At 39.7% G+C, this 22809-nt stretch carries 15 protein-coding genes and 1 tRNA gene; 9 read left to right on the top strand and 7 right to left on the bottom strand.

What is annotated here, in order from left to right:
• Positions 1-41 precede the first annotated feature (41 nt).
• On the bottom strand, positions 42-923 hold the full coding sequence (locus tag EV695_RS07755) for a DMT family transporter (RefSeq protein ID WP_131905374.1): 882 nt from the start codon (positions 921-923) through the stop codon (positions 42-44).
• 269 nt (positions 924-1192) lie between these two features.
• Between EV695_RS07755 and EV695_RS07750 the strand changes: the two genes are divergently transcribed.
• The 3 genes from EV695_RS07750 to EV695_RS07740 all read left to right on the top strand — a co-directional run bounded on the left by EV695_RS07750 (position 1193) and on the right by EV695_RS07740 (position 5729).
• Entirely contained in the window at positions 1193-4213 is a 3021-nt protein-coding gene (locus tag EV695_RS07750) for an NAD-glutamate dehydrogenase domain-containing protein (RefSeq protein WP_131905373.1), read from the top strand.
• 81 nt (positions 4214-4294) lie between these two features.
• Positions 4295-4882 (top strand): START domain-containing protein, encoded by a 588-nt coding sequence (locus EV695_RS07745; RefSeq protein ID WP_165874650.1) that lies wholly within the window; start codon positions 4295-4297, stop codon positions 4880-4882.
• A gap of 202 nt (positions 4883-5084) precedes the next feature.
• Positions 5085-5729, top strand: a complete 645-nt coding sequence (locus EV695_RS07740; RefSeq protein WP_131905371.1) for an START domain-containing protein — start codon at positions 5085-5087, stop codon at positions 5727-5729.
• Between the two features lie 92 nt (positions 5730-5821).
• On the opposite strand, the gene EV695_RS07735 is transcribed toward EV695_RS07740, so the two are convergent.
• Both EV695_RS07735 and EV695_RS07730 read right to left on the bottom strand, forming a co-directional pair.
• Entirely contained in the window at positions 5822-6601 is a 780-nt protein-coding gene (locus EV695_RS07735; protein ID WP_131905370.1) for an autoinducer binding domain-containing protein, read from the bottom strand.
• Between the two features lie 266 nt (positions 6602-6867).
• Positions 6868-11121, bottom strand: coding sequence for a DEAD/DEAH box helicase (locus EV695_RS07730; RefSeq protein ID WP_131905369.1), 4254 nt, complete (start codon positions 11119-11121; stop codon positions 6868-6870).
• 194 nt (positions 11122-11315) lie between these two features.
• On the opposite strand from EV695_RS07730, the gene EV695_RS07725 reads away from it, so the two are divergent.
• From EV695_RS07725 to ilvC, 4 genes are all read left to right on the top strand, one after another.
• Positions 11316-11392 (top strand) — tRNA-Met (locus EV695_RS07725).
• A gap of 365 nt (positions 11393-11757) precedes the next feature.
• On the top strand, positions 11758-13506 hold the full coding sequence (gene ilvB, locus EV695_RS07720) for a biosynthetic-type acetolactate synthase large subunit (RefSeq protein WP_131905368.1): 1749 nt from the start codon (positions 11758-11760) through the stop codon (positions 13504-13506).
• Positions 13507-13523: 17 nt separating this feature from the next.
• Positions 13524-14018: an acetolactate synthase small subunit gene (ilvN, locus tag EV695_RS07715; RefSeq protein ID WP_131905367.1), complete on the top strand. Its 495-nt coding sequence runs from the start codon at positions 13524-13526 to the stop codon at positions 14016-14018.
• Between the two features lie 108 nt (positions 14019-14126).
• A complete protein-coding gene (gene ilvC, locus EV695_RS07710) occupies positions 14127-15143 on the top strand; it encodes a ketol-acid reductoisomerase (protein WP_131905366.1) in 1017 nt (338 codons plus the stop codon).
• A gap of 232 nt (positions 15144-15375) precedes the next feature.
• Here the strand turns inward: ilvC and EV695_RS07705 are convergent, their stop codons facing one another.
• The 3 genes from EV695_RS07705 to EV695_RS07695 all read right to left on the bottom strand — a co-directional run bounded on the left by EV695_RS07705 (position 15376) and on the right by EV695_RS07695 (position 19112).
• Positions 15376-16005, bottom strand: a complete 630-nt coding sequence (locus EV695_RS07705) for a 2-hydroxychromene-2-carboxylate isomerase (RefSeq protein WP_131905365.1) — start codon at positions 16003-16005, stop codon at positions 15376-15378.
• Positions 16006-16193: 188 nt separating this feature from the next.
• The gene (locus EV695_RS07700) at positions 16194-16976 is read right to left on the bottom strand and encodes a sterol desaturase family protein (protein WP_131905364.1); all 783 of its coding nucleotides are present in this window, start codon (positions 16974-16976) and stop codon (positions 16194-16196) included.
• A 3-nt stretch (positions 16977-16979) separates the two neighbouring features.
• The gene (locus EV695_RS07695; protein ID WP_131905363.1) at positions 16980-19112 is read right to left on the bottom strand and encodes an FAD-dependent oxidoreductase; all 2133 of its coding nucleotides are present in this window, start codon (positions 19110-19112) and stop codon (positions 16980-16982) included.
• A 176-nt stretch (positions 19113-19288) separates the two neighbouring features.
• On the opposite strand from EV695_RS07695, the gene EV695_RS07690 reads away from it, so the two are divergent.
• Positions 19289-19936: a DUF3047 domain-containing protein gene (locus EV695_RS07690; protein WP_131905362.1), complete on the top strand. Its 648-nt coding sequence runs from the start codon at positions 19289-19291 to the stop codon at positions 19934-19936.
• A 98-nt stretch (positions 19937-20034) separates the two neighbouring features.
• Here EV695_RS07690 and EV695_RS07685 read toward each other — a convergent pair whose 3' ends face one another.
• Positions 20035-20982, bottom strand: coding sequence for a DUF808 domain-containing protein (locus EV695_RS07685; protein WP_131905361.1), 948 nt, complete (start codon positions 20980-20982; stop codon positions 20035-20037).
• 326 nt (positions 20983-21308) lie between these two features.
• On the opposite strand from EV695_RS07685, the gene gltX reads away from it, so the two are divergent.
• Positions 21309-22712, top strand: coding sequence for a glutamate--tRNA ligase (gltX, locus tag EV695_RS07680; protein ID WP_424273798.1), 1404 nt, complete (start codon positions 21309-21311; stop codon positions 22710-22712).
• Positions 22713-22809 lie beyond the last annotated feature (97 nt).

Raw genomic sequence — 22809 nt, 5'->3', positions numbered from 1 at the left:
TTATCGCATATTCTTATTAACTTAAAATTAACAAACAGTACTTATAGTTTTGGGCTTCTTTTTTTGATTAGTCCCATCACAAGACACATACCACATAGGATGATTGCGGTAGCTATCCACATTCTTAGTGTCACTCTTTCGCCGAGTAGCAAATATCCCCAGATGAATGAAAATATAGGAATTAAAAATGTGACACTGGCGGTTTTCATTGGGCCGATGGATTTAATTAGATTAAAGTAAATAATATAGGCAAGCGCGGTACATAATGATCCTAGCGCAATTCCATAGATCCAGTGAATTGATGGAATATTATGAACATCTGGCATGAATGGAATGAGCAATAGACTCATAAAAATAGCGGAGAAGAACAGGCTGCCCGATGTTGAAGTCATAATCGAAACATCAGCAAGGTATCTTTTGGCAAGATTGGTCGCAATACCATAGGATATTGCAGCAGATACGCCAGACAGAATCGGTAACCAACTGGCTAAATTCAGACTGACTTTATCCCAGGCAAGGAAAACCAGGCCGGTAATACTCAGGAACATCCCTAAGAACTGCAACTTCGTCATTTTGTCATGCAGCCAGATATGCGTAATCCATGCCGTAAAGACTGGTGTCATGGCATTCAAAATAGACACAGTGCCACCCGTGAGGTTAAGGCTCGCGTAGGCTAAAAAGAGAAAAGGTATTGCCGAGTTTAATAAGCCAACGATTAACAGGATTCGCCAATGCTTTATAAACTCCAGAAACCGTCTTCGCTTTAATAAAAAGACAAACATACACAATGCGGCAACAATAATGCGTAGAGCTATTAAACCTACAGGCCCAAAAGATTCAACGCTTGCGCGCATAAATATAAATGAGCTTCCCCAAATAGCGGCGAGAAAAATTAGTAAAAGTACAGTTACTTTTGTCATCATGAAATATCCAGCGCACTATAAAATTTATGTGGGTATGTTTAAAAAAGAAAAGGAAGCAAAGTGTAGTTTAACTATCAAAATTTAATGGAATTTATTGCCGCTAATTTTGATTATTTTTACTGAAAACTAAATGATGATTTCAATGATTATAGTATTGTTTAATAAATAGCATTAAAGTGGTGAAATATGAGTTTTGGGTTTGCCTTTTGAGTATATGAGACCTATATGGTCTTTTTAAACTACTATAAAACCACCAAGGTCCCAAGGTTATGAATTTTCAAAAAAATAGTGATTCTGTTACTCAGTTGATTAAGCGTGATATCTCGAACGAGATAAAACAAACTGATGAAAATCTAGAATGGCTACAGAAAGAAATGCATCCGCTTTTTTTCGTTTTCAATCAGGCTGAAGTTGAAGCTTTATCGTTATTAACCAAAAGTCTTCACAATATGGAATATCACAAGCGTTTACTGCTTGTCGATAAGCCAGAACTTACGATGCTGGCTCAGATAAATGAAAGAGGCTCCTTATATAGAACACTGTTAGAGCTCCCTGAAAAAAACATTTCTTATGCCGAGGTAACGACTTCCAGAAATAAGATTACAGATACAGAGCATGGCTTAGAGGCTTTGCGTTTTGATTATTCCTCAAAATCTGAAAGTGACATAGCACAAATTCTGGAACAGGATGCTGTTGATGGTACTTTACTTGCCGATGACACCTTGGTTAACACCATAAAAGAAGAACTGAAAAAAACATGCGTTGATTGTGGACAGGTAGATGTTGAATCGTATTTGAAAATTGTACTCGCCAATAGTCCTGAGTATGTACATGTGTCTCCTCCGGGTCGAATCGCTCGATTGATAAGCTTGTATGCACAAACGGATATTAATGACGGTATTCATCTGGATCTGGAAAGTGTTAAATCTCAGGGGGATGATAAGGAATACCGTATTCTTTTCGGAATTTCTAACCCTCCATCTCGAGGCTATGTGGCGCAGATATTAGAAGTGTTTAATCGTTTGAATATTTCACTCAGACGCTCTTACAGTTTGACCTTGAGTAATGGCATTCATCCTTATTTTCTCTCTACGTTTTATGTAAGCCCGCGAGATAACTCAATCTTGAGTAAGGACAGTGAGTTGTATTTAACCTTACAGCGAGAGATTTATAACACCCAGATTCTTTCTTCTCGCTCCCGTAGTTATAAAGCCCTGGTAAAAAAAGGAATTACCTCTGGAACTGATGCCAGCATGATTGATGCGATGATCAGCTTTTGTCATACCAATCTGGCACACAACAATCCAGACAGTTTCACTCTTGAAGGCATACGCAGATCGTTTCATAACCACCCGGAAATCACTACGCAGTTAGTCGATTTGTTTTATGCGCGTTTTGATCCCAAGCAAACGGATCGGGAAACTGTCTATGCTGAAAAACTAGCAGCCACTACTGCTGCTATTACAGAACTTAATTCAGGACGTAAATTCCTGGATGATTTCCGCAGAACCGTTTTTAGCTGTGGTTTATCGTTTATTAAATACACACTGAAAACGAATTTCTTTGTGCAGCAAAAACATGCTTTATCGTTTAGATTATCACCTGAATATCTCGAAGAACTGGGTGAAAGATTCACGGAAGATTTACCAGTAGATAGACCTTATCGTGTCACTTTCTTCTATAGTAGAAACGGAATTGCGTATCACATCGGCTTCTCTGATATCGCTCGTGGTGGTTGGAGAACCATTATCACCCAGGGACGTGATAACTATATAACCAGTGCCAATACAATGTTTAAAGAAAACTACGTACTGGCACATACGCAACACCTTAAGAATAAAGATATCTATGAAGGTGGTTCTAAAATGGTTGCGGTATTGCGTGTCGATAGCAATAGCAACGCAGAATCTAATCGCCAGCACCTATACAAACTCCAGCTTGCATTTATCAATGCATTCTTCGATCTTTTTGTTACCGAAGATGGTATAGCGAAAAATCCAAAAGTTGTGGATTACTATGCAGAAGACGAACCTATCGAACTGGGTCCTGATGAGAATATGCACGATGTGATGATAGAGATTATCGCAAAGCAGTCAGTTAAGCGAGGTTACCTATTAGGTCCTGGTGTAATGTCGAGTAAAAAAGTCGGTATCAACCATAAAGATTATGGGGTGACGTCTATCGGTGTGATCCGTTTTGCAGAAGTAACGATGAAGTCATTAGGCATCGATATGCATAAGGATGAATTCAGCGTTAAGTTCACCGGTGGTCCAAATGGTGATGTTGCAGGTAATGGCATGCGCTTATTGATGGATCGTTGTCCCAAGGTAAAGATCAAACTCATTATTGATGGTTCTGGTGCTTTGTTTGATCCTGCTGGTCTGGATGTTACGGCATTGGATAAAGTGGTATTAAAATCTGATCTCGAAGGCTTTGACCCTGAGTCATTACATCTCGGTGGTTTTTTACTGTACCGCAATCAAACGCGTAAAGAAGGCATGTTAGAACTTTACAAGAAAGTGGTGATGACGGACGGTGGTCTGGAAGAGCAATGGATTTCTACGGATAAATTCTATAAAGAGTTTAATAGTTTGGCGTTTACTGTCGAGGCAGACTTATTTATTCCTGCCGGCGGACGTCCTGAAACTATCGATAAGGATAATTACCAGCGCTATTTAAATGCTCAAGGTGAACCAAGTGCCAAGGTTATTGTTGAAGGCGCAAATTCTTATATCACGCCAGTGGCACGTTTAGAATTGCAGCGACTGGGCACAGTTATCATCCGTGATGCATCGGCGAATAAGTGTGGTGTTATTTCATCGTCCTACGAAATTATCGCAAATCTTATGTTGAGTGAAGAAGAGTTCTTAACCCATAAAGACGAGTATGTAGAAGATGTTATTGCCAAGTTAAATGAAATGGCTGAAAGAGAAGCGACATTGATACTTGATCGATACGCGCAAAATAACGGGGCTATTCCATACACTGATATTTCTAACGATATTAGTCGTGAGATTAATGAACACTATGCTCGTATCTTTAGCTATTTTTCTAATAATCCTGACTTAAGTAATCGAACGGTGTTCCAGAATGCGATGCTGTTACACATGCCGCATTTGATTGGTGAAAACGAAGCATTTAAAACTCGACTAACGAAGCTTCCGGAAAAAGTGAAATACGCTATCCTCGCGAGTAAGCTTTCGTCTGCGATGGTTTATGAAGGTGATAGCGATAGTATCTATGCGGGTATGATCGAAGCACAGGTAAATAAGTTTCCGAGTTTTGCTTAAATCAGATTAAATCGTGCCGATTTGTTAAAATAACACATGATAAAAAAATACATTAGGCACTATTTTTTCTTTTCTTTAGCTATGTTTATTTCAACCCCAATATTTGGGGTTGAAAATCCTTGGTTGTTAGAAAAAGAAGAAGACAATATTGATGTGTATATTGCCAAGGTAAAAGGCTCGGCTATTAAAACTTTTCGTGGTGTGGTTACCGTTGATAGTTCTTTACATTCTGTATTATCTGTCATTGCTGATGCGCCTTCGTACCCACGTTGGTTATATCATTGCAAGAGTGCCAAAATGGTTAAGTTTGTGAGCTACAACGAAGTTGTTAGTCATGTAGTTACTGATATGCCATGGCCATTTGTTGATAGAGACAGCATCATTCAATCAATAAAAACACAAAATCCTTCGACTAAAACAGTCACGATCAGGATTTCTGAGAAGCCAGGCATGATTGGTAAAATATCTAATACAATCCGAGTCACTAATATTAATGGCTTGTGGGTGTTAACTCCTTTGCATAATGGGCGCTTAAATATTCTGTTTCAGATGAGTGTTGATCCGGGTGGCAGTATTCCCAATTGGTTGGTAAATTCGATGTTGGTTGATATTCCATTTTATACATTACAAAATTTACGCCGAGTTGCAAAAGAGTCACAGTATCAGTGACTCATCTCATTTAAGCTGCTTTAAATACGCCTAATCACTATAAGTATTTTATAAATGTTTAAATCTTTGACTGAATTTATATGCAGTTATTTGATTGTGCGGGGAGAGTTGAATAGAAAAATCATGGGTACACACCTTAATTAATATCTTGGTATTTAGTTAAAATCGATTTTAAGGTGTTAATTTATGTTAAAACTAAGACATGATTAAAAATTATACTAAACTCGGTTTTCTATTTTCAATGCTGCTGATTTTTTCAGTTCCAATATTTGCTACGCAGGATAATTGGTACCTAGAAAAAGAAGAAGATAATATTCAGGTGTTTGTGTCAAAAACCAAGGGTTCACCGTTAAAGTCCTTCCGTGGCGTGGTAACTGTTGATAATCCACTTAATTCGGTGTTGTCAGTAATTGCGGACACTAGCTCGTATCCTCGATGGGTGCATAATTGCAAAAGCGCTAAAACCATAAAACGCGTTAGTGAGACAGAGATTTATAATCATATAGTCACTGATATGCCATGGCCAGTTATTGATCGCGACAGTGTTGTACAATCTGTAAAAACACAAAATAAGACAAGTAATCAGATCACTATTACTTTTGTCTCAAAACCAGCATTGATCGAGAAACTGCCAAAGACTGTGAGAATTTCCAAGATGCAAGGTCTTTGGGAATTAACGCCATTGCAGAATGGCAAATTAAAAATACTGTATCAGATGAGTGTTGATCCCGGGGGTAATATTCCCAAGTGGCTGGTTAACTCGCTGGCTGTGGATATTCCTTATCATACGTTAAACAATTTACGTCGTATTGCGAAGGAAGATAAATATAAAAAGGCCTCAAAGTAGGGGGGTGACCTTTTCTTTATTGTCGTTTTTCTAATCGTCTTTTAACAGTGTTATATCGTAGGCACCTCCCCACTTTGGGGCACTTTTTTTGCTTAGATATAGTCTGCTATGTTTAGGCAACCCATTAAATAGATCAATTCGTTAGTGGAAATATTCCCAAATTGTTTGCGTGTCTCTATTAATAGTTTCTCGGCATAACGAGTGCTGATGTTCTCATGTTTCGAAATACAGTTAATGGGCTTGCCTGAGATAAGGTATTCAATGAGTGTTACTTTTTTCGGGGTGAGTGTTCTTAATATGGGTAAAATAAAATGATAACGAAGGTCTTGATGAGTCATGGCATGATCGTGGTAGACCTGAGAACACTGATTCAAATACGCTAACATTTCGGAACTTACGTTGTTGTTAGAAGGGTTATCTTTAAACTTGATAACACTCACATAGGCGATGCCCATATCATTGTTTAGCGTAGGAAACGAGATTCCTCTACTGACCCCGAAGTGTTCTTTCGTTTTATGGTTTGCGTGTTTTTCTTTTTTTGTGAGCTCTATCTGTTTTGATATCTCCCACCAATCAATGCACTGTGTGTTGCCTGATTTAAATAGTCTGATTACAAAGTCGTCTCTATGCGTTTGGTTATTTTTATAGTCGCGCATTCTTTGTTGATAGATATTCGAGTATTGAAATACGGGTTCTAACGAGTTTGAAAGTTGAGATAGCTTGGGTATGAAGGTATACAGCGCTGCATTAAAGCCAGCTTTACGTACTTCTTTTTCTAGTAATGAGAATTTACCTGAAGGTGAATCGTTGTCGTATAACTGTTGAATGAAACAATCATTTCTAATGAAAGTAGTTTTATCATCAATACTCATTAACTTTTACTCATAAAGAATAATTAAATGGGATTATAATCTAAAACTATCAGGTAGGAAACTCTACCTTGCAGAGAAAATATTTGTGTATATAGTAGTCTTTACTAAATGAAAACTCGCAATAGTCTTCTTAGTATTTGGTCACCCTATCCTGATTTGAATTTCATACCAAGATAGGGTGATTTTTTATATTTTCTCTTCTTAGCCTTTTTTAGCAAGTTATTATCATAATTTGTTATTTAGTCAGGCCAAATAAAACAAACTTGTTAATTTTCTCGCATCAATTCCAGCATTTGATCAGAGCTCATAGAACCACTCATATCAGAACCTTCCAGCAAGCTTTCCGCTAAGTCTCTCTTGTGCTGATGTAATTTAACGATTTTTTGCTCAATCGTATTTTCAGCAACAAGGCGATAAATTGTCACAGGGCGTGTTTGTCCAATACGATGCGCACGATCCGATGCCTGATTTTCTACGGCAGGGTTCCACCATGGGTCCATGTGAATAACATAATCTGCAGCAGTTAAGTTCAAACCAGAACCACCAGCTTTTAAACTGATAAGGAATAACTCGCCTTCACCATCCTGAAAAGCATCTACGCGAGCCTTTCTTTGTGCGACCGGCGTACTTCCATCTAGGTACTGGTATTTGATTCCACGTTCGTCCAGATAGGCACGGATAATGGATAGGTATTTCACAAACTGACTGAACACCAAGGCCTTGTGGTTGTTTTCGATCAGTTCTTCTAGCAACTCACCAAAGCGATCAAGTTTACTGCTGGATAGCGTCGAGTCTTCCATAACCAGTTTCGGATGACAGCTGGCCAAACGAAGTTTGGTAATCGCTGCAAGTACTTTCAGGTGCTCACCACTTTGTGGTTTGCTCTTGTCTTGAGCAAGGTTTTCAAGTGCGCTGCTACGAACCGCTTCATATAAACTACGCTCACCTTCAGATAGCGGAATTTCTACCGTGATTTCAGTCTTAGGTGGTAATTCATCTAGTACCTGAGTTTTGGTGCGGCGTAAAATAAACGGTTGAATCAGTTTCTTTAGATGATTACGCGCATCCGCATCGTTGTCCTTTTCAATAGGGCTGATGTAGTACTGCATAAACTGCTGTTGTGTGCCAAGTAGACCAGGATTTAAGAATCTGAAAATACTCCATAATTCACCCAAATGATTTTCGATGGGGGTACCGGTTGTTACAAGTTTAAAATCACCCTGTAATTTATGAGCTGTTTTAGTACGTTTTGCGTTAATGTTTTTAATCGCTTGCGCTTCATCGAGAACAATTGTTCCCCATTTTTTCTCGATAAACTCTTCAGCATCTTGTTGTAGCAGACCATAACTCGCAATGACGACGTCAAATGCGCCTGCATTTTCTAGTAGCGTCTTACGGCAACCTTCACGGTAAAAATGCGGTTTCAATGTCGGAGAAAATTTAAGTATTTCAGATTCCCAGTTGTTGCTCACCGATGTAGGTGCAACAACCAAAACAGGTCCAAGGCTGGCTCGCTCTAGTAAAATACTTATGGTTTGAACGGTTTTACCGAGACCCATGTCATCGGCTAAACATGCGCCTACGCCCCATTTGGCAAGTCGGCTCATCCATTTATAACCATCTTCCTGGTATTCACGTAATTCAGTTTGGAGGGTAGAAGGGACTTGAGGGTTGTGATCGTCGAGTTCTTCGATATTGCGTATATGTTTTTCCCACGCTTCATCGACACTCAGTTCGCCAACCATATCGGTTAAGTCTTCTAAGGCCAACGAGGCAAGTCCACTAATTCTTGCGCCATCGCCATCTATTTCGGCATAACGGTGAATAGAATCCAGCTTCTTTCTAAACTGATGCGTCAGTGATAAATACTGACCATCTTCCATCTTCAGGAAGCGACCTTTATTGTTGGCTGACAAATTCAATAGTTGTTTGAGCGAAACGATAAGGTTAGGGTCAGTCGATACAGTGCCTTCAAGGCTGAACCAGTCGCCACTTTTATTGATGCTTAGGCGTAAATTATTGGTATCAAAGTGCGATGCGATACGCATTACTTCGCCTTCAGGCCATGCAATTATTACATTGGCTTCTTCGCCGTCTTCACCAGCAGCGGCTTCTCTATGGAGTTGCTCTAGTAATTCCAGACAATCCTGCGGCTCATCTAACAGGTATTCATCGTTAAACTCATCTTCTTCGCCAAGTATGCTGCTATGTTGAAGCAGAGAATCCAGTAAGTCTTTTTCTTTCTCCAGATCACGGGTAGTTTTGTAACGTTGTCCTTCGTGCTCAATAGATAGTTTTGCGCGTCCATGACCGGGAGGGAAATACGCACCAAATTCTCCGAAGGGTTTTACACGTAATGTCGCTCTTAATCCTTCGCCGTAAGGCAGCAAGTTGGCGTGAATGCGTGAATCCGGTTCTATTTCCTCTGCATCTACAACACCTTCCAGATCAGACTGAATGCTGATCATAGGTGCCAATGTACCCAAAGTCTCACGCAAATCTTTTTCAGCTTCACGCGGTATGACTATGCCATTAGAAATAATTTCACTGAGACGCATGACCTGTTCATTCTTTTGATAAATACAAAGTCGTGTCGGCGTTTCTTTGACAATAAGGTACTGGCTGTCTTCCTGACTATTGTCGAAAGCAGGGTAAAAGCTTATACGTAAATTTTCGTTTTCTTCACTAACGAGTAATTCGAATTCACCTTGTGATAATTCAATCGGCGTATTGCGTGCGCCATCCCAGTATAAATTTGGGTGATTGACCAACTTTGGCCATGCACTATTGAGATCAAGTGTAAATTGTGGGCCGCGGTGATAGTAAGCATCGTAGTCTGGTTGCTCAAAAATAGCCGATACTAAATCAAGGTCTTGTTCACTGAGTTGCGGTAATTCCTGTCTTTCTTTCTTAAGACGTTTGAGTGCAATATTACGTCCTTTAGTCCAACCGCCAGCCGCAGTGCGTTTCTGTAATTTAGGTGTAAGGGAATACTCATTGTATTTATCAACGTCTAACATCCACACAACGCGCTCTTCATCATTAGCGCCACCCAAAGGTTTGTCGGTGCTGACTAATTGATTCATTGCATTTAATGCGCGTTCCCATTCTGCCTGTGGTTTAACCAGGTCGAATAGTGTTGATGTGTTTAATTGCTGATGTAATTTTTCAGCTTCCTGTTTGAATTTTTCCTGGTCTTCCTGTTTCTCTGCAAATAGACCCAGTGCATGTGCGTATTCAGCTTTTAACCATAGGTACTGGCCATTACTGGCACGGTTATATTTAGCCTCAAGAATATCTTGCACACCGTCAGAGAGCTTTTGTCCCAACCAGTGTTTAATAAGTGCATAGAAAAGAACACTGTATGTATTGCTTTCAAGTTCTTTTAATGACGCATTAAAGTTAAATATGCCTGAGACCGCGGTGTCGGTGTAGGCACTTAGAATTTGGTGGTCAATATCCTGCTCTAATAGTTTGAATATTTTTTGTGCAACAGCCAAGTTTTGTGTATCACCAGAGGTAATTAAAGCAAGTAGGTAGAACTTTTCTAATTCATTGCCAAAAAGTACCGTAGCGTTTTTACGTTTTGAATACACCTCGCGATAAATATCGGTGGCATTGTCGTATGCCTGTATAGCACTTTCATTATTCGAGTGAACCAGTTGCCTTGCAGAATTAGCCAGGTGCCAGAAGATATGACGATCGTCGTACGTTTTGTTTTCATCATTCGATAACATCGAACTGGTATGTGTACTTGTCGCAGGTGGTAATTTAGGAAATAACTCGTAATTACCTGAAAGAATGCTGTATCTCGCCTGAGGTTCCAGTAGCTGGAATTCAAAACTGGCTAAATTAGGTATGTTTTGTTTTCTTTCTTCTAATAGCTCCCACAACTCTGATTGTTTATGCAAGCCATCAAGGCTGTATTCAGAGAGACCGATAAAAGCCATGCTGAACATTTCATCACTGAGCACAGACAATAATTTAGGATTTGCAGGTGAACCAAACGTCGAAGGGTAAAAGCCGGGATTGATTAGCTCTGATTCGCGGTACTGATAGCGTTCAAATAAAAGAGCTAAGGTATGATCAAGTTTCTCTGTTTTACCTTGAAACAGGTAAATTCTGGCGTGTGAAAGACCGTGTTCAACACTTTGCCAGAGAATACGGCCAAACGATTCGGTCGCGGAAAAGGACTGTAACACCTGATCGGCGTAAGCATTAAAAACGCCTTCTTCTATAGCGTTTAACAAAATATCATCACGAATCTCGGCTGGCACCATGTACTTGCCTTGACTACCTTCTACCCAGTTATCATGAATCAGGTCGACAAGAATAGGGCGTAAACTGTGCAAGGTGAAGCTATCGTTGATATTTGGGTCATCAATGCCGAGTCGATGAGCACAACTGGCTAATGGTGTTGCAGCTACAGGCGCATAAACAATCGCAAGGATTTGAATCAGTGCCCGTTGTAGTTTGGGTAAATCTCTAAATGCTGCAGGGTCAAAACTTTGATGACTCATAATTATAATTTCTATTTTTATTTAATGGTGGAAGTGAACCGAACAATTATAAAATGTTTTACCTCTTACGTCTGCTCTTGTCTGAATATTTATCTTTAATAAAGTGATGATTTTTCGTGTTTGAATGGTTGACACAAGGTATTACAATCACTATATTAGCGCTCCTTGTTTTTGCTGATTGGCAAAACGGTTTTGGCTATATAGCTCAGCTGGTTAGAGCACATCACTCATAATGATGGGGTCCCAAGTTCGAATCTCGGTATAGCCACCATATATAAGGCATTAAAGTTATTTAAGCTTTAATTTCTTCGAAAGGCCACACAACTGTGTGGCCTTTTTTGTATTTAAACTACTTAAAAAAACTGCCCTGAAGTAGGGGGGTGACTTTAATCATTATTAGCACCTTATTATTACTTTGATTTGTTACGCTAGATTGAACAATTAATGCCGTTTAAGGTTTAAGTATATTACTACGAGCTAATACATAGGATTAATATACTCATAAACACACTCTTCTAAAAGGGGTTAGAATATCGCAAAACACGCTATATTGGACTGGATAGAGTGTTGTTTTCATATTACTATGTCGAACTTTAGTTCGTTGTGAAAAGGTAGATATTACGTGAGGAGAAATACGTGAAATTATCAGGCGCTGAGATATTTATAGAATGTCTAAAAGCGGAAAACGTTGATACCATATTTGGTTATCCCGGAGGGGCAGTTCTTTTTCTCTATGATGAACTGTATAAAGCAGAAAATCGTGGTGAGATAAGACACATACTGGCTCGTCATGAGCAGGGTGCTGTCCATGCTGCAGAAGGTTATGCAAAGACTAGCGATAAGCCTGGTGTCTGTATTGTAACTTCTGGCCCTGGCGCTACCAATGCCGTCACAGGTATTGCCGATGCGTATATGGATTCGGTTCCTTTAGTCGTAATCTCGGGTAATGTTCCTAAAGATTTGATTGGTAAAGACTCTTTTCAAGAAATTGATATTGTTGGTATTACTCGTCCTTGTGTGAAACACAATTTCTTAGTGACGTGTATAGAAGACATAGCACCTGTGATGAAAAAAGCATTTCATATTGCTTCTACAGGTCGTCCAGGTCCAGTACTTGTCGATATCCCTAAGGACCTAACAAATCCTGCTGTAAAGAAAATAGAATTTAAATACCCTAAAGATTTGGTGATGCGTTCTTATCAGCCAACGATCAAAGGTAACAAGAAGCAAATTAAGTCTGCGATCAAAATGATCGGGCAAGCTAAAAAGCCAGTGCTTTATGCGGGTGGTGGTGTAATTACATCGAAAGCAGCAGATGAACTTACCGAACTTGGTCGTTTATACAATTTCCCAGTGACTAATACTCTAATGGGCTTAGGTTGTTATCCGTCGAATGATCCTCAGTTTATCGGCATGTTAGGTATGCATGGTACGGTTGAAGCGAATCGTGCGATGTATCATACAGACCTGATTATTTGTGTTGGTGCACGTTTCGATGACCGTGTAACCGGAGATTTGAAAAAGTTTTCACCTGACGCAAAAGTAATCCATATCGATATAGATCCTGCATCTATCTCTAAAAATAGACACGCGCATAATCCTATCGTAGGTGACGTTAAAGAAGTCTTGCAGTCGATGCTAGCTGAAATTAAGGAGCAAAATATTGTTCCTGATAAATCTGCATACGATGAATGGTGGAAAGAGATTAAAGCCTGGCAAGCGCTTGATTGTCTTAGTTACGAGCAGGGTGATGAAATCATCAAAGCTCAGTATGTCGTTGATATGCTATGTAAAGTAACTAACGGCGATGCTTTTGTTGCTTCTGACGTTGGTCAGCATCAGATGTTTGCAGCACAGTACTACCGTTTCAATAAACCTAAACGTTGGGTTAATTCAGGTGGCTTAGGCACGATGGGTTTCGGACTACCTGCAGCAATGGGTGTTCAATTTGCAAATCACGATGAAACGGTTGCCTGCATTACGGGTGATGGCAGTATTCAGATGTGTATTCAAGAGTTGGGATGTTGTAAGCAGTACGGTTTACCGCTTAATATCATCAACCTAAACAACGGTTACTTAGGTATGGTTCGTCAGTGGCAGGAGTTCTTCTACGAAGAACGTTATGCAATGACGTATAACCAATCTTTACCTGATTTTGTTAAATTAGCTGAAGCTTATGGGCACATTGGTAAACGCATAACGAAACCTTCTGAGGTTGAAGATGCGCTTCGCGAAGCCGTTGAAGATAAGAAGAACTTACACTTCCTTGATTTTGTTGTTGAAGAACAAGGTAATGTATATCCAATGATTCCAGCGGGTTATGGTCACAATGAAATGTATCTTAATAAGCAAGATGCCATTGATGATGCGAATTCCAAGAAGTAACCCGGAGAGTTAAATTTATGAGACATATAATTTCACTATTAATGGAAAATGAAGCTGGCGCATTATCTCGCGTATCTGGTTTGTTTTCACAACGTGGTTACAATATCGAATCTTTGACTGTTGCCGCAACGGATGATCCAACACTTTCTCGTATGACCGTCGTAACGAAAGGTAATGACGCGTCTATCGAACAAATCGTCAAACAACTAAACAAGTTGATTGATGTGGTCAAAGTGATGGAGTTATCTGATTATTCTCACATCGAGCGTGAAATGATGTTTGTTAAAGTCGTTGCCAAAGAAATGGAATCTTGTGAGTCTATTAAACGTCTTTCAGATATTTTCCGTGGTCGTATCATCGATGTTAGTAATCACATGTATACGATCGAAATAACAGGTAATCCCCTTAAGCTAGATGGCTTTCTGGATTCTATGAGAGTCCATAAGATAGTAGAAGTCGTTCGATCTGGTGCAATGGGAATTCCTCGAGGAAATGCCTCTCTAACAGTGTAGTTTTTGTATCTATAAACTGCATTTAATAAAGAACATAACTGATTAATTAGAAAGAACTAATTAGCGTTATTTAATTATCAAAGTAATATACTTTAAGGAAATTTAAAAATGAATATTTTTTACGATAAAGACTGTGATCTTTCTATTATTCAAGGCTTAAAAGTAGCCATCATCGGTTTTGGTTCACAAGGCCATGCTCACGCTGCTAACCTTAAAGATTCTGGTGTTGATGTCACTGTTGGTCTTCGTCCTGGTTCTTCATCTATTGCTAAAGCGGAAGGTTACGGCCTGAAAACTGCTGACGTACCAACGGCAGTTGCTGAAGCAGACGTAGTCATGATTCTGACTCCAGATGAGTTCCAGTCTGAATTATACCGTGACGAAATTGAGCCAAACATCAAGCAAGGCGCAGTTCTTGCATTTGCACATGGTTTTGCTGTTCTATTTAATCAGGTTGTTCCACGTAAAGATCTTGATGTAATCATGATTGCTCCTAAGGCACCAGGACATACAGTACGTTCTGAGTTTGTTCGTGGTGGTGGTGTTCCAGATTTAATCGCTGTTGAGCAAGATGCTTCTGGTAAGGCAAAAGATATCGCATTATCTTATGCATCAGGTGTTGGTGGAGGCCGTACAGGTATCATCGAAACAACGTTCCGTGACGAGTGTGAAACTGACCTATTTGGTGAGCAAGCAGTTCTTTGTGGTGGTGCAGTAGAGCTAGTTAAAGCAGGTTACGAAACACTAGTAGACGCTGGTTACGAGCCTGAAATGGCATACTTCGAATGTCTTCACGAGCTAAAGCTTATTGTTGATTTAATGTTCGAAGGCGGAATCGCTAACATGAACTACTCAATCTCTAATAACGCTGAGTACGGTGAATATGTAACAGGACCACGTGTTATCAATGACGAGTCTCGTGCAGCAATGAAAGAAGCACTTCATAACATCCAGACGGGTGAGTACGCGAAGCAGTTTATTGCTGAAGGTGCGAGCAACTACCCATCAATGTCAGGCTACCGTCGTAAGAATGCAGAGCATGGTATCGAGGTTGTAGGTGCTAAGTTGCGTTCTATGATGCCTTGGATTACAGAAAATAAAATCGTTGATCAAGAAAAGAACTAATTAGAGCATTCATCTTTCGCTTAATCTCTGCGTTGTATCTGTGCTCGAATGGTCACGTACTTGATGTACGCTCACATTCTCCGCACAGCTACGCCTTGATATTAAACGAAATCTAAACGCACTAAATATTCTTTCATAAGATTATTAAAAGCCTGGCAATTGCTGGGCTTTTTTTTCGTTTGTGGATCAGAAAAAAGACACCCCCGTACTTATAGCCAGTTTTTTTAGATTATTATTTTCGGGTAATTCCCTCGGGCAGAATATCCGCTGAGCGCATTGCTTGTGATTTAAGAATTTCAGGGTTTTGTAGATAAGATGTTAGAAATTCCATTGAGTCTTGACCAAAAAACATTTCTTCATCAACAACAAAAGTAGGGACACCAAAAATACCTAAATCAACGGCTTGTTGTGTATTGCTCATTAACTGATCTTTGATGTGTTGTTGTGAGATTTTTGAATCTATATCACTGATGCTAAAATCAATCGCTAGTTTCTCCCAGTTACTGGCATCCTCGGCAGATTGTCCATCCTTCCAGATGAAATCAAAGATTGTCTCAATCGATTTCAAATCGTTTTCCAATAATAAACTTAACCGCAGATACTTTAATGGATTGAAAGGATGTGCAGGCGGAAGTGTGAGAGGGATCTGAAATTGCTCAGCTAGCCAAACAATATGCCGAAAGGTATATTGGCGCATGCGTTCAATTTCAGCAGGTCCTTTAGTGTCGTAGTGATTGAGTAATCCCGCAAATAAAATTGGGATGGGATTGATTTCAATATCTTTAGGTAACGTATTGAAACGCTTTAATGCCAAATACGCGAAGGGTGAAATAAAGTCGAAATACCAGTCTATTTTTTTCATGACAAAATATTAGCAGTTTTCAATGGTAGTAATGGTATTGATTTTAATCTTTAGCCACCCCCCTACTTATGGGCACTTTTTTGCAGAGTTGTTTTTATAGCTGTTCTGTCTAAGCCTTAAATTAACCCATGGCACACATAATGATGCTTTATGAATTGGTTATTTATGAAATTGAATTCACTGAATTTTTAGCGTTTAAAAGGCATTTCTAATAAGCCTTTTAAACCACTTTCACCACCCGGATATTCTTTTAAACCAATTGTCATGGCATCGTGTCCATCTTTAGGTTGTGCGATGTAGCTAGCAAAGATGCGATCCCAGATAGACATATTAAATCCGTAATTACTGTTTGTTTCGTTCCCGTAAACAGAGTGATGAACACGATGCATGTCAGGTGTAACAAAGATTAATCGCAGAATATTATCAGCAGGTATTCGTGCATTGCTGTGATTAAACATAGCCATGCCGTTCAAGATAATTTCAAAAATAATCACGGTCGCTGCGCTTAAACCAAACATCCAGATAGCCACAAACTTAATCAACATTGAAAGAAATATTTCAATCGGATGAAAGCGTATCGCGGAAGTGACATCTAGCGTTTCATCACTATGGTGTACGCGATGTAAGCGCCATAATATAGGGACTTTATGGAAGATACGATGTTGCCAATAGATCAGGCAGTCCAAAAGGATGACGCCAATAATCAAAGGCAGACTAAATCCGAAAAGTGCAAGATTGTTATCCGCAATATACAGCGCGAAGGCTGCGGCGGAAAACGGTAGAGTTAACCTTATCAGCAACGTAGAGACCACCATCATCAAGGCATGGCTGGTCCAACGTTTAGCTTTTTCTTGTAGTGGTTTTTGATAAGCACGTCTAGGCTTAACAACTTGCCATACAATCATGATGGCAAGAATACTAAAGAAAGCGAACAGCCGAATTTGTGGCTCGTTCGCGATAAGGTCATTCATGAATTAGCCTCTGCGCCATGTGTGGAATTTTTCAACCCATACTAGTAGTTTCTCAGGTGCATTCTTACGCTTCCAGTCACCTGCAACGTATTTGTTTGCTTCTGCCATGGTTGGGTATATATGAATGGTTCCGAGTATCTTATTTAAACCCAGTTTATATTTCATGGCTAATACAAATTCTGCAATTAAACTACTGCTGTCCTTGCCGACAATGGTTACGCCAAGAATCGTGTCTTTTCCGGGAGGAGTAAGCACCTTTACAAAACCATGATCAGCACTATCAGCAATGGCACGGTCAAGATCATCAATACCATAAGTCGTTACTTCGTATTCTATGCCTTTTTCTTTTGCTTCTTGTTCGTTCAATCCCACTCGAGAAACCTCAGGGTCGGTAAAGGTTGCCCATGGGATGACACGATAATCAACCTTAAAGCGTTTAGCAAAGCCAAACAGCGCATTGACGCTGGCAAACCATGCCATGTGAGCGGCGGTGTGTGTAAACTGGTATGGTCCAGTCACATCGCCAACCACATGAATATTTGGATAATTAGTCTCGAGGAATTGATTCGCTGTAATAGTTCCATTCTTGTTTATTTCAACGCCAAGTTCTTCCAGACCAAATCCAGAGATATTGGCTTTTCGTCCTATTGCAATAAGCAATTTATCGAAGGGTACTTCAACGATTTCATCGTTATGTTTACAAAGCAATATATCCTGACCGTCTTTCTGTACTACTTCAACAGCATCATGTTGCGTTAGCACTTGTACTTTATCTTCATTGAAGCTTTCGAGGACTAACTCTGAAACATCTTCATCTTCACGAATCAAAATGCGTTCTTCGCGTTCAATCATCGTTACATTAGAACCAAGGCGAGCAAACGCTTGCGTTAATTCAGCGCCAATTGGGCCGCCACCAAGTACAATGAATTTTTCAGGTAGTTCTTCCAGATCCCAAAGTGTATCACTGGTTAAATAATCAACACTCTCAAGTCCCGGGATATTGGGTACAAAGGGTCTGGCACCTGTACCTATTATGATATTGCGAGTGGTTAATACTTCGCCGTTCACTTCAACTCTGTAAGGGTCGATGATTTTAGCCTCGCCCTGAATCACGTTTACCCCTAATTCTGTGTAACGTTCTACAGAATCATGTGGTTCAATCTTACGGATAACATTGTGAACACGATTCATCACCGATTTGAAATCAACTTCGGCATCCATTTTCTCAATACCGTATTGAGGTGCATGTTGCGCTTCAGAGAGTAATTTGGCAGTACGAATAATGGCTTTACTTGGTACACAACCTGTATTTAAACAATCACCACCCATCTTGTGTTTTTCAATCAAGGTTACTTTGGCTTTTACTGCTGCAGCGATGTAGGAAGAGACCAGTCCACCAGCGCCTGCACCAATCACAATCAGGTTATTGTCGAACTTTTCTGGCTTATCAATGTTAGCGTAAACTTTGTTCGCACGAAGCTTATCCATGACTTTACGCGCAGCAAGCGGGAATAAACCTAATACTGCGAAGGCAAAGATTAGACCTGGAGAAAGAATACCTGATAGGGAATCAATTTTTGCTAATTGTGTTCCTGCAAATACATAGGCAATTGTTCCAGCGAGCATTCCAACCTGACTAACCAAAGCAAAGGTCAACGTTGGTATTTTGGTGAGTCCCATTACGATATTAATTAAGAAGAAGGGAAATATCGGAACAAGGCGCATGGCAAATAAGTAGAAAGGACCTTCTTTCTCGATGCCTGCATTCACTGATTTTAATTTTTCAGTGTAACGCGACTCCATGGTGTCTTGTAATAAATACCTGGTTGCGAGGAAAGCTAAGGTTGCGCCTAAGGTACTCGCAAATGAAACCATGATCGTTCCTGTGACTAAGCCGAATAACGTACCCGCCAGTATAGTCATGATGGCAGCGCCGGGTAAACTCAATGCGGCAATGACAACATAAGTGACAAAGAATATTAATAAAGTAAGAAATGTATTATCAGCGTAGAACGCTTGAAAGGCTGATTGCTGCGATTTGATATAATCAAGCGACAGGTATTGCTTCAAATCAAAAAGAAAGAACGCAGCTATAATGCTGACTATCAGTGCGACAATTATAATTTTTTTATTCATGGTTTTATTTACGTGGTTAGTTAATTTACATCTCTTTACGCAACTGAATGTAAGGTGGATGCGTAAGTAATAATGTTCATTCTTATACTCAGCCTGAAAAACACATGAGTGAGTCTGAAAACGTTAAGATTTGATTTTTATAAACAAGGATAAAAATGATAGGAGATACATCATTGATGTTAAAACAGATAATCCAAGTATTCACTCTAGCACTGATCAGTGGCAATGCAATAGCTGCTGATAAAGTTCCTGTTGGAGATTTTTCTGCTGGCAACCTTTCAGGGTGGGAGCAAAAATCATTCAGTGGAACTACTAGTTACAACATTGTTAGTGATTCGGGACGAAAAGCATTAAAAGCAAGCAGCAATAAAACCGCTTCCGGCTTGGTCAGGAAAATAAAAGTCGATTTAAATAAAACGCCTTTTCTTAACTGGAGTTGGAAAGTAGATGGTCAACTCAAGGGTTTAAATGAACAGAGCAAAGCTGGCGATGATTATGCTGCCCGTGTATACGTCATTATTGATGGAGGACTGTTTCCCTGGAACTCTAAAGCATTGAATTATGTCTGGTCGAGTAACCAAAACCGCGGAGCATCGTGGGGCAATGCGTATCTGCCTAAAAACGCAAAGATGACAGCTGTAAGAGGTCAACAGGATCGTGCTGGTGTTTGGCAAAAAGAAAAACGGAATGTAAAGCAGGACTTCAAGACGCTTTATGGCAAAAATCTCACGAAAATAGATGCCGTAGCCGTCATGACAGACACCGATAACGGCAAGGGACAAGTTACAGCGGTATATGGAGATATTTTCTTTACGGCGCAATGAGCGAAGCCGAATTTATTACACAGGTTAAAATTTAATAAGGTGAATGGTTAATAAAACCATTCACCTTTGAAGTATTTATCAGCAGTAGTAATTTAAAATTAGCTTTTGAATTTGGCATAAACAGGTGACAGAACTTTAAACACCAGTACCAGTAAACCACCGGCCAGGATCCCAAATAAACCATTCAATAGAGTCGGTGTAATTGCTGACCAAAAACCACCCAGTGGTAATGTTTTAAGTGATTCGCTGAAGTGTAAGAAACCTTCGCCAATATCATGAAAGCCATGTACCAAAATACCACCGCCCACTAAAAACATCGCTGCTGTGCCGACAATGGTTAGCGTTTTCATTAAAATGGGGGCGAAAACCAAAATCCATCTACCGATAGTGCGCTTGACACTTCCCCACATTGTTTTTGCTTTTTCTTTGATTAAATGAAGGCCGACGTCGTCCATTCTCACAATGCCTGCTACCAGGCCATAGACAGCTATCGTAATAAACAAAGCAATACCTGATACCACTAATGATTGAATCAGGAATGATTGATCTTTAACGGTTCCTAAGGCGATCACTACTATTTCTGCGGATAAAATAAAGTCAGTCCTTATCGCGCCACTGATTTTATCTTTCTCGAATTCGACCATATCAACTTCTGGGTTTTGAATCGCTTTGATTTGTTCTTTATGGTGTTGTTCGTTTTCATCGGATGAATGCAGGAATTTATGGGCTATCTTTTCAAAACCTTCATAACACAAGAATGCCCCACCTAACATAAGTAGAGGGGTGATTAACCAAGGAATAAACGCACTGATGGCTAAGGCAGCAGGGACTAATATCAGTTTGTTTTTAAACGATCCTTTGGCTACAGCCCAAACTACAGGAATCTCACGGTCAGCTTTTATTCCGGATACTTGCTCTGCATTTAATGCCAGATCATCACCAAGCACTCCGGCTGTTTTCTTAACGGCTACCTTGCTCATCGCCGCAACATCATCCAGTACCGTTGCGATATCATCTAACAACATTAATAAACTGCCAGCAGCCATATATTTGTCCTAATCTCTAAAATTAATTTTGGATAATATCATTAAATACTATTTTTTCGTGCTGATAAGTCTAAGTCTTGTAATTTTATTTACGCATATCTTATTTAATTATAAGAAGTTAAAGGACTTTAGACTTATCGTTAATCTACTTTTAGTCTGATTAATATGATGCGGATAAAAAAATGCCCCAAAGTAGGGGGGTGCCTAACAACTCAATCGTAAGGTTAACTATTCATTGAAATTGTAAATTCCAGGTGGCAATTTCTCGCGCTTTTCTGCGCTAAATGCTACCCTTCGTTTCTTTTAAAATTAAACAGATTGATATCATGATAGTTACTCGTTTTCCTCCAAGTCCTACTGGTGATCTACATATAGGTGGTGCTCGCACTGCATTATATTCCTGGCTTTATGCAAGACAGAATAACGGTAAGTTTATTCTGCGCATTGAGGATACGGATCTGGAACGTAATTCACAAAAGTCTATTGACGCTATTCTCGATGGCATGAATTGGCTGGGTCTGGATTATGATGAGGGACCAATTTTTCAAACTGATCGTTTTGATCGCTACAAAGAAGTGATTCAGCAATTGCTGGATGAAGGCAAGGCGTATCGCTGTGATTGCAGTCCTGAAGAATTAGACGCAGTACGCGAACAACAACGCGCGAATAAAGAAAAGCCTAAGTACAACGGTAAATGTCGTCACCGTACTGATGTGCCTGTCGAAGGTTCTGTGGTTCGTTTTAAAAACCCGCTGGAAGGCGATGTGGTGATTCACGATTTGGTTAAAGGCGATATCGTCATCAATAACCGCGAGCTGGATGACCTGATTTTAGCGCGCCCTAATGGCGTACCTACCTACAATTTAACTGTTGTTGTGGATGATATGGATATGGGTATGACTCATGTCATTCGTGGTGATGACCATATCAATAACACGCCTCGTCAAATCAATCTATTCGAAGCTTTGGGTGCCAAATTACCAGCATTTGCACACGTGCCCATGATACTGGGTGATGATGGTAAACGTTTATCAAAACGTCATGGTGCGGTTGGTGTAATGCAATACCGTGATGACGGATTCATTCCTCAAGCCTTATTAAATTATCTATTACGTTTAGGTTGGTCTCACGAAGACCAGGAAATTTTCAGTCGTGAAGAAATGATTAACCTATTCAAAATAGAAGACGTTAATGTCGCACCTTCTACCTTTAACACGAAAAAACTAATCTGGGTAAACGAGCAATATATTCAGACTTTACCGGCCGAAGAAATCGCGACACATTTGCAATGGCATTTGGATGATCAAAACCTCGATACATCGAATGGTCCTGCTATTACGGATGTGATTGATGCGCACCGTGAACGTGCAAAAACATTAAAAGAACTGGCACACAATATTCGTTATTACTACGAAGACTTTGAAGAGTTTGATGCGAATGCTACTAAAAAGCACTTTAAGACAGCAACGCCTGGTATTTTACAAAACTTATTAGATAAGTTTTCTGCCGTAGAAAACTGGAATACAGAAAGTATAGATGCAGTAATTAAAAATACCTGTGAAGAATTAGAGTTAGGTATGGGTAAAGTTGGTCCTGCATTGCGTGTTGCTGTAACTGGTGTAGCTATGTCTCCATCGCTTGATGTTACGCTTAATTTAATCGGTAAAGAGCGCACCTTGGAAAGAATGGAAAAGGCAGTTGAGTTTGCTACTGCTAAGTATGCTGACTAATAGTTTCGTACTTTTACTACTAAAAAATTAACAACTAAAAATAACAATAAAAAACTGGCTATAAGTAGGGGGGTGCCATTAATGCATCCTCCTATTT

The sequence above is a fragment of the Cocleimonas flava genome, assembly GCF_004339015.1.
In the GTDB taxonomy this organism is placed as follows: domain Bacteria; phylum Pseudomonadota; class Gammaproteobacteria; order Thiotrichales; family Thiotrichaceae; genus Cocleimonas; species Cocleimonas flava.
The sequence above is the reverse complement of the archived record's forward strand: the minus strand, read 5'-3'. Positions and strand labels throughout refer to the sequence as shown.

What these genes read in the sequence shown, in the direction of transcription:
- gltX (WP_424273798.1), top strand. Translation starts at nt 21,309, where the DNA reads ATGATAGTTACTCGTTTTCCTCCAAGTCCTACTGGTGATCTACATATA.
- EV695_RS07745 (WP_165874650.1), top strand. Translation starts at nt 4,295, where the DNA reads ATGTTTATTTCAACCCCAATATTTGGGGTTGAAAATCCTTGGTTGTTA.
- ilvC (WP_131905366.1), top strand. Translation starts at nt 14,127, where the DNA reads ATGAATATTTTTTACGATAAAGACTGTGATCTTTCTATTATTCAAGGC.
- EV695_RS07690 (WP_131905362.1), top strand. Translation starts at nt 19,289, where the DNA reads ATGTTAAAACAGATAATCCAAGTATTCACTCTAGCACTGATCAGTGGC.
- EV695_RS07685 (WP_131905361.1), bottom strand. Translation starts at nt 20,982, where the DNA reads ATGGCTGCTGGCAGTTTATTAATGTTGTTAGATGATATCGCAACGGTA.
- EV695_RS07705 (WP_131905365.1), bottom strand. Translation starts at nt 16,005, where the DNA reads ATGAAAAAAATAGACTGGTATTTCGACTTTATTTCACCCTTCGCGTAT.
- EV695_RS07730 (WP_131905369.1), bottom strand. Translation starts at nt 11,121, where the DNA reads ATGAGTCATCAAAGTTTTGACCCTGCAGCATTTAGAGATTTACCCAAA.
- EV695_RS07695 (WP_131905363.1), bottom strand. Translation starts at nt 19,112, where the DNA reads ATGAATAAAAAAATTATAATTGTCGCACTGATAGTCAGCATTATAGCT.
- EV695_RS07735 (WP_131905370.1), bottom strand. Translation starts at nt 6,601, where the DNA reads ATGAGTATTGATGATAAAACTACTTTCATTAGAAATGATTGTTTCATT.
- ilvN (WP_131905367.1), top strand. Translation starts at nt 13,524, where the DNA reads ATGAGACATATAATTTCACTATTAATGGAAAATGAAGCTGGCGCATTA.
- EV695_RS07740 (WP_131905371.1), top strand. Translation starts at nt 5,085, where the DNA reads ATGATTAAAAATTATACTAAACTCGGTTTTCTATTTTCAATGCTGCTG.
- EV695_RS07750 (WP_131905373.1), top strand. Translation starts at nt 1,193, where the DNA reads ATGAATTTTCAAAAAAATAGTGATTCTGTTACTCAGTTGATTAAGCGT.
- EV695_RS07755 (WP_131905374.1), bottom strand. Translation starts at nt 923, where the DNA reads ATGATGACAAAAGTAACTGTACTTTTACTAATTTTTCTCGCCGCTATT.
- EV695_RS07700 (WP_131905364.1), bottom strand. Translation starts at nt 16,976, where the DNA reads ATGAATGACCTTATCGCGAACGAGCCACAAATTCGGCTGTTCGCTTTC.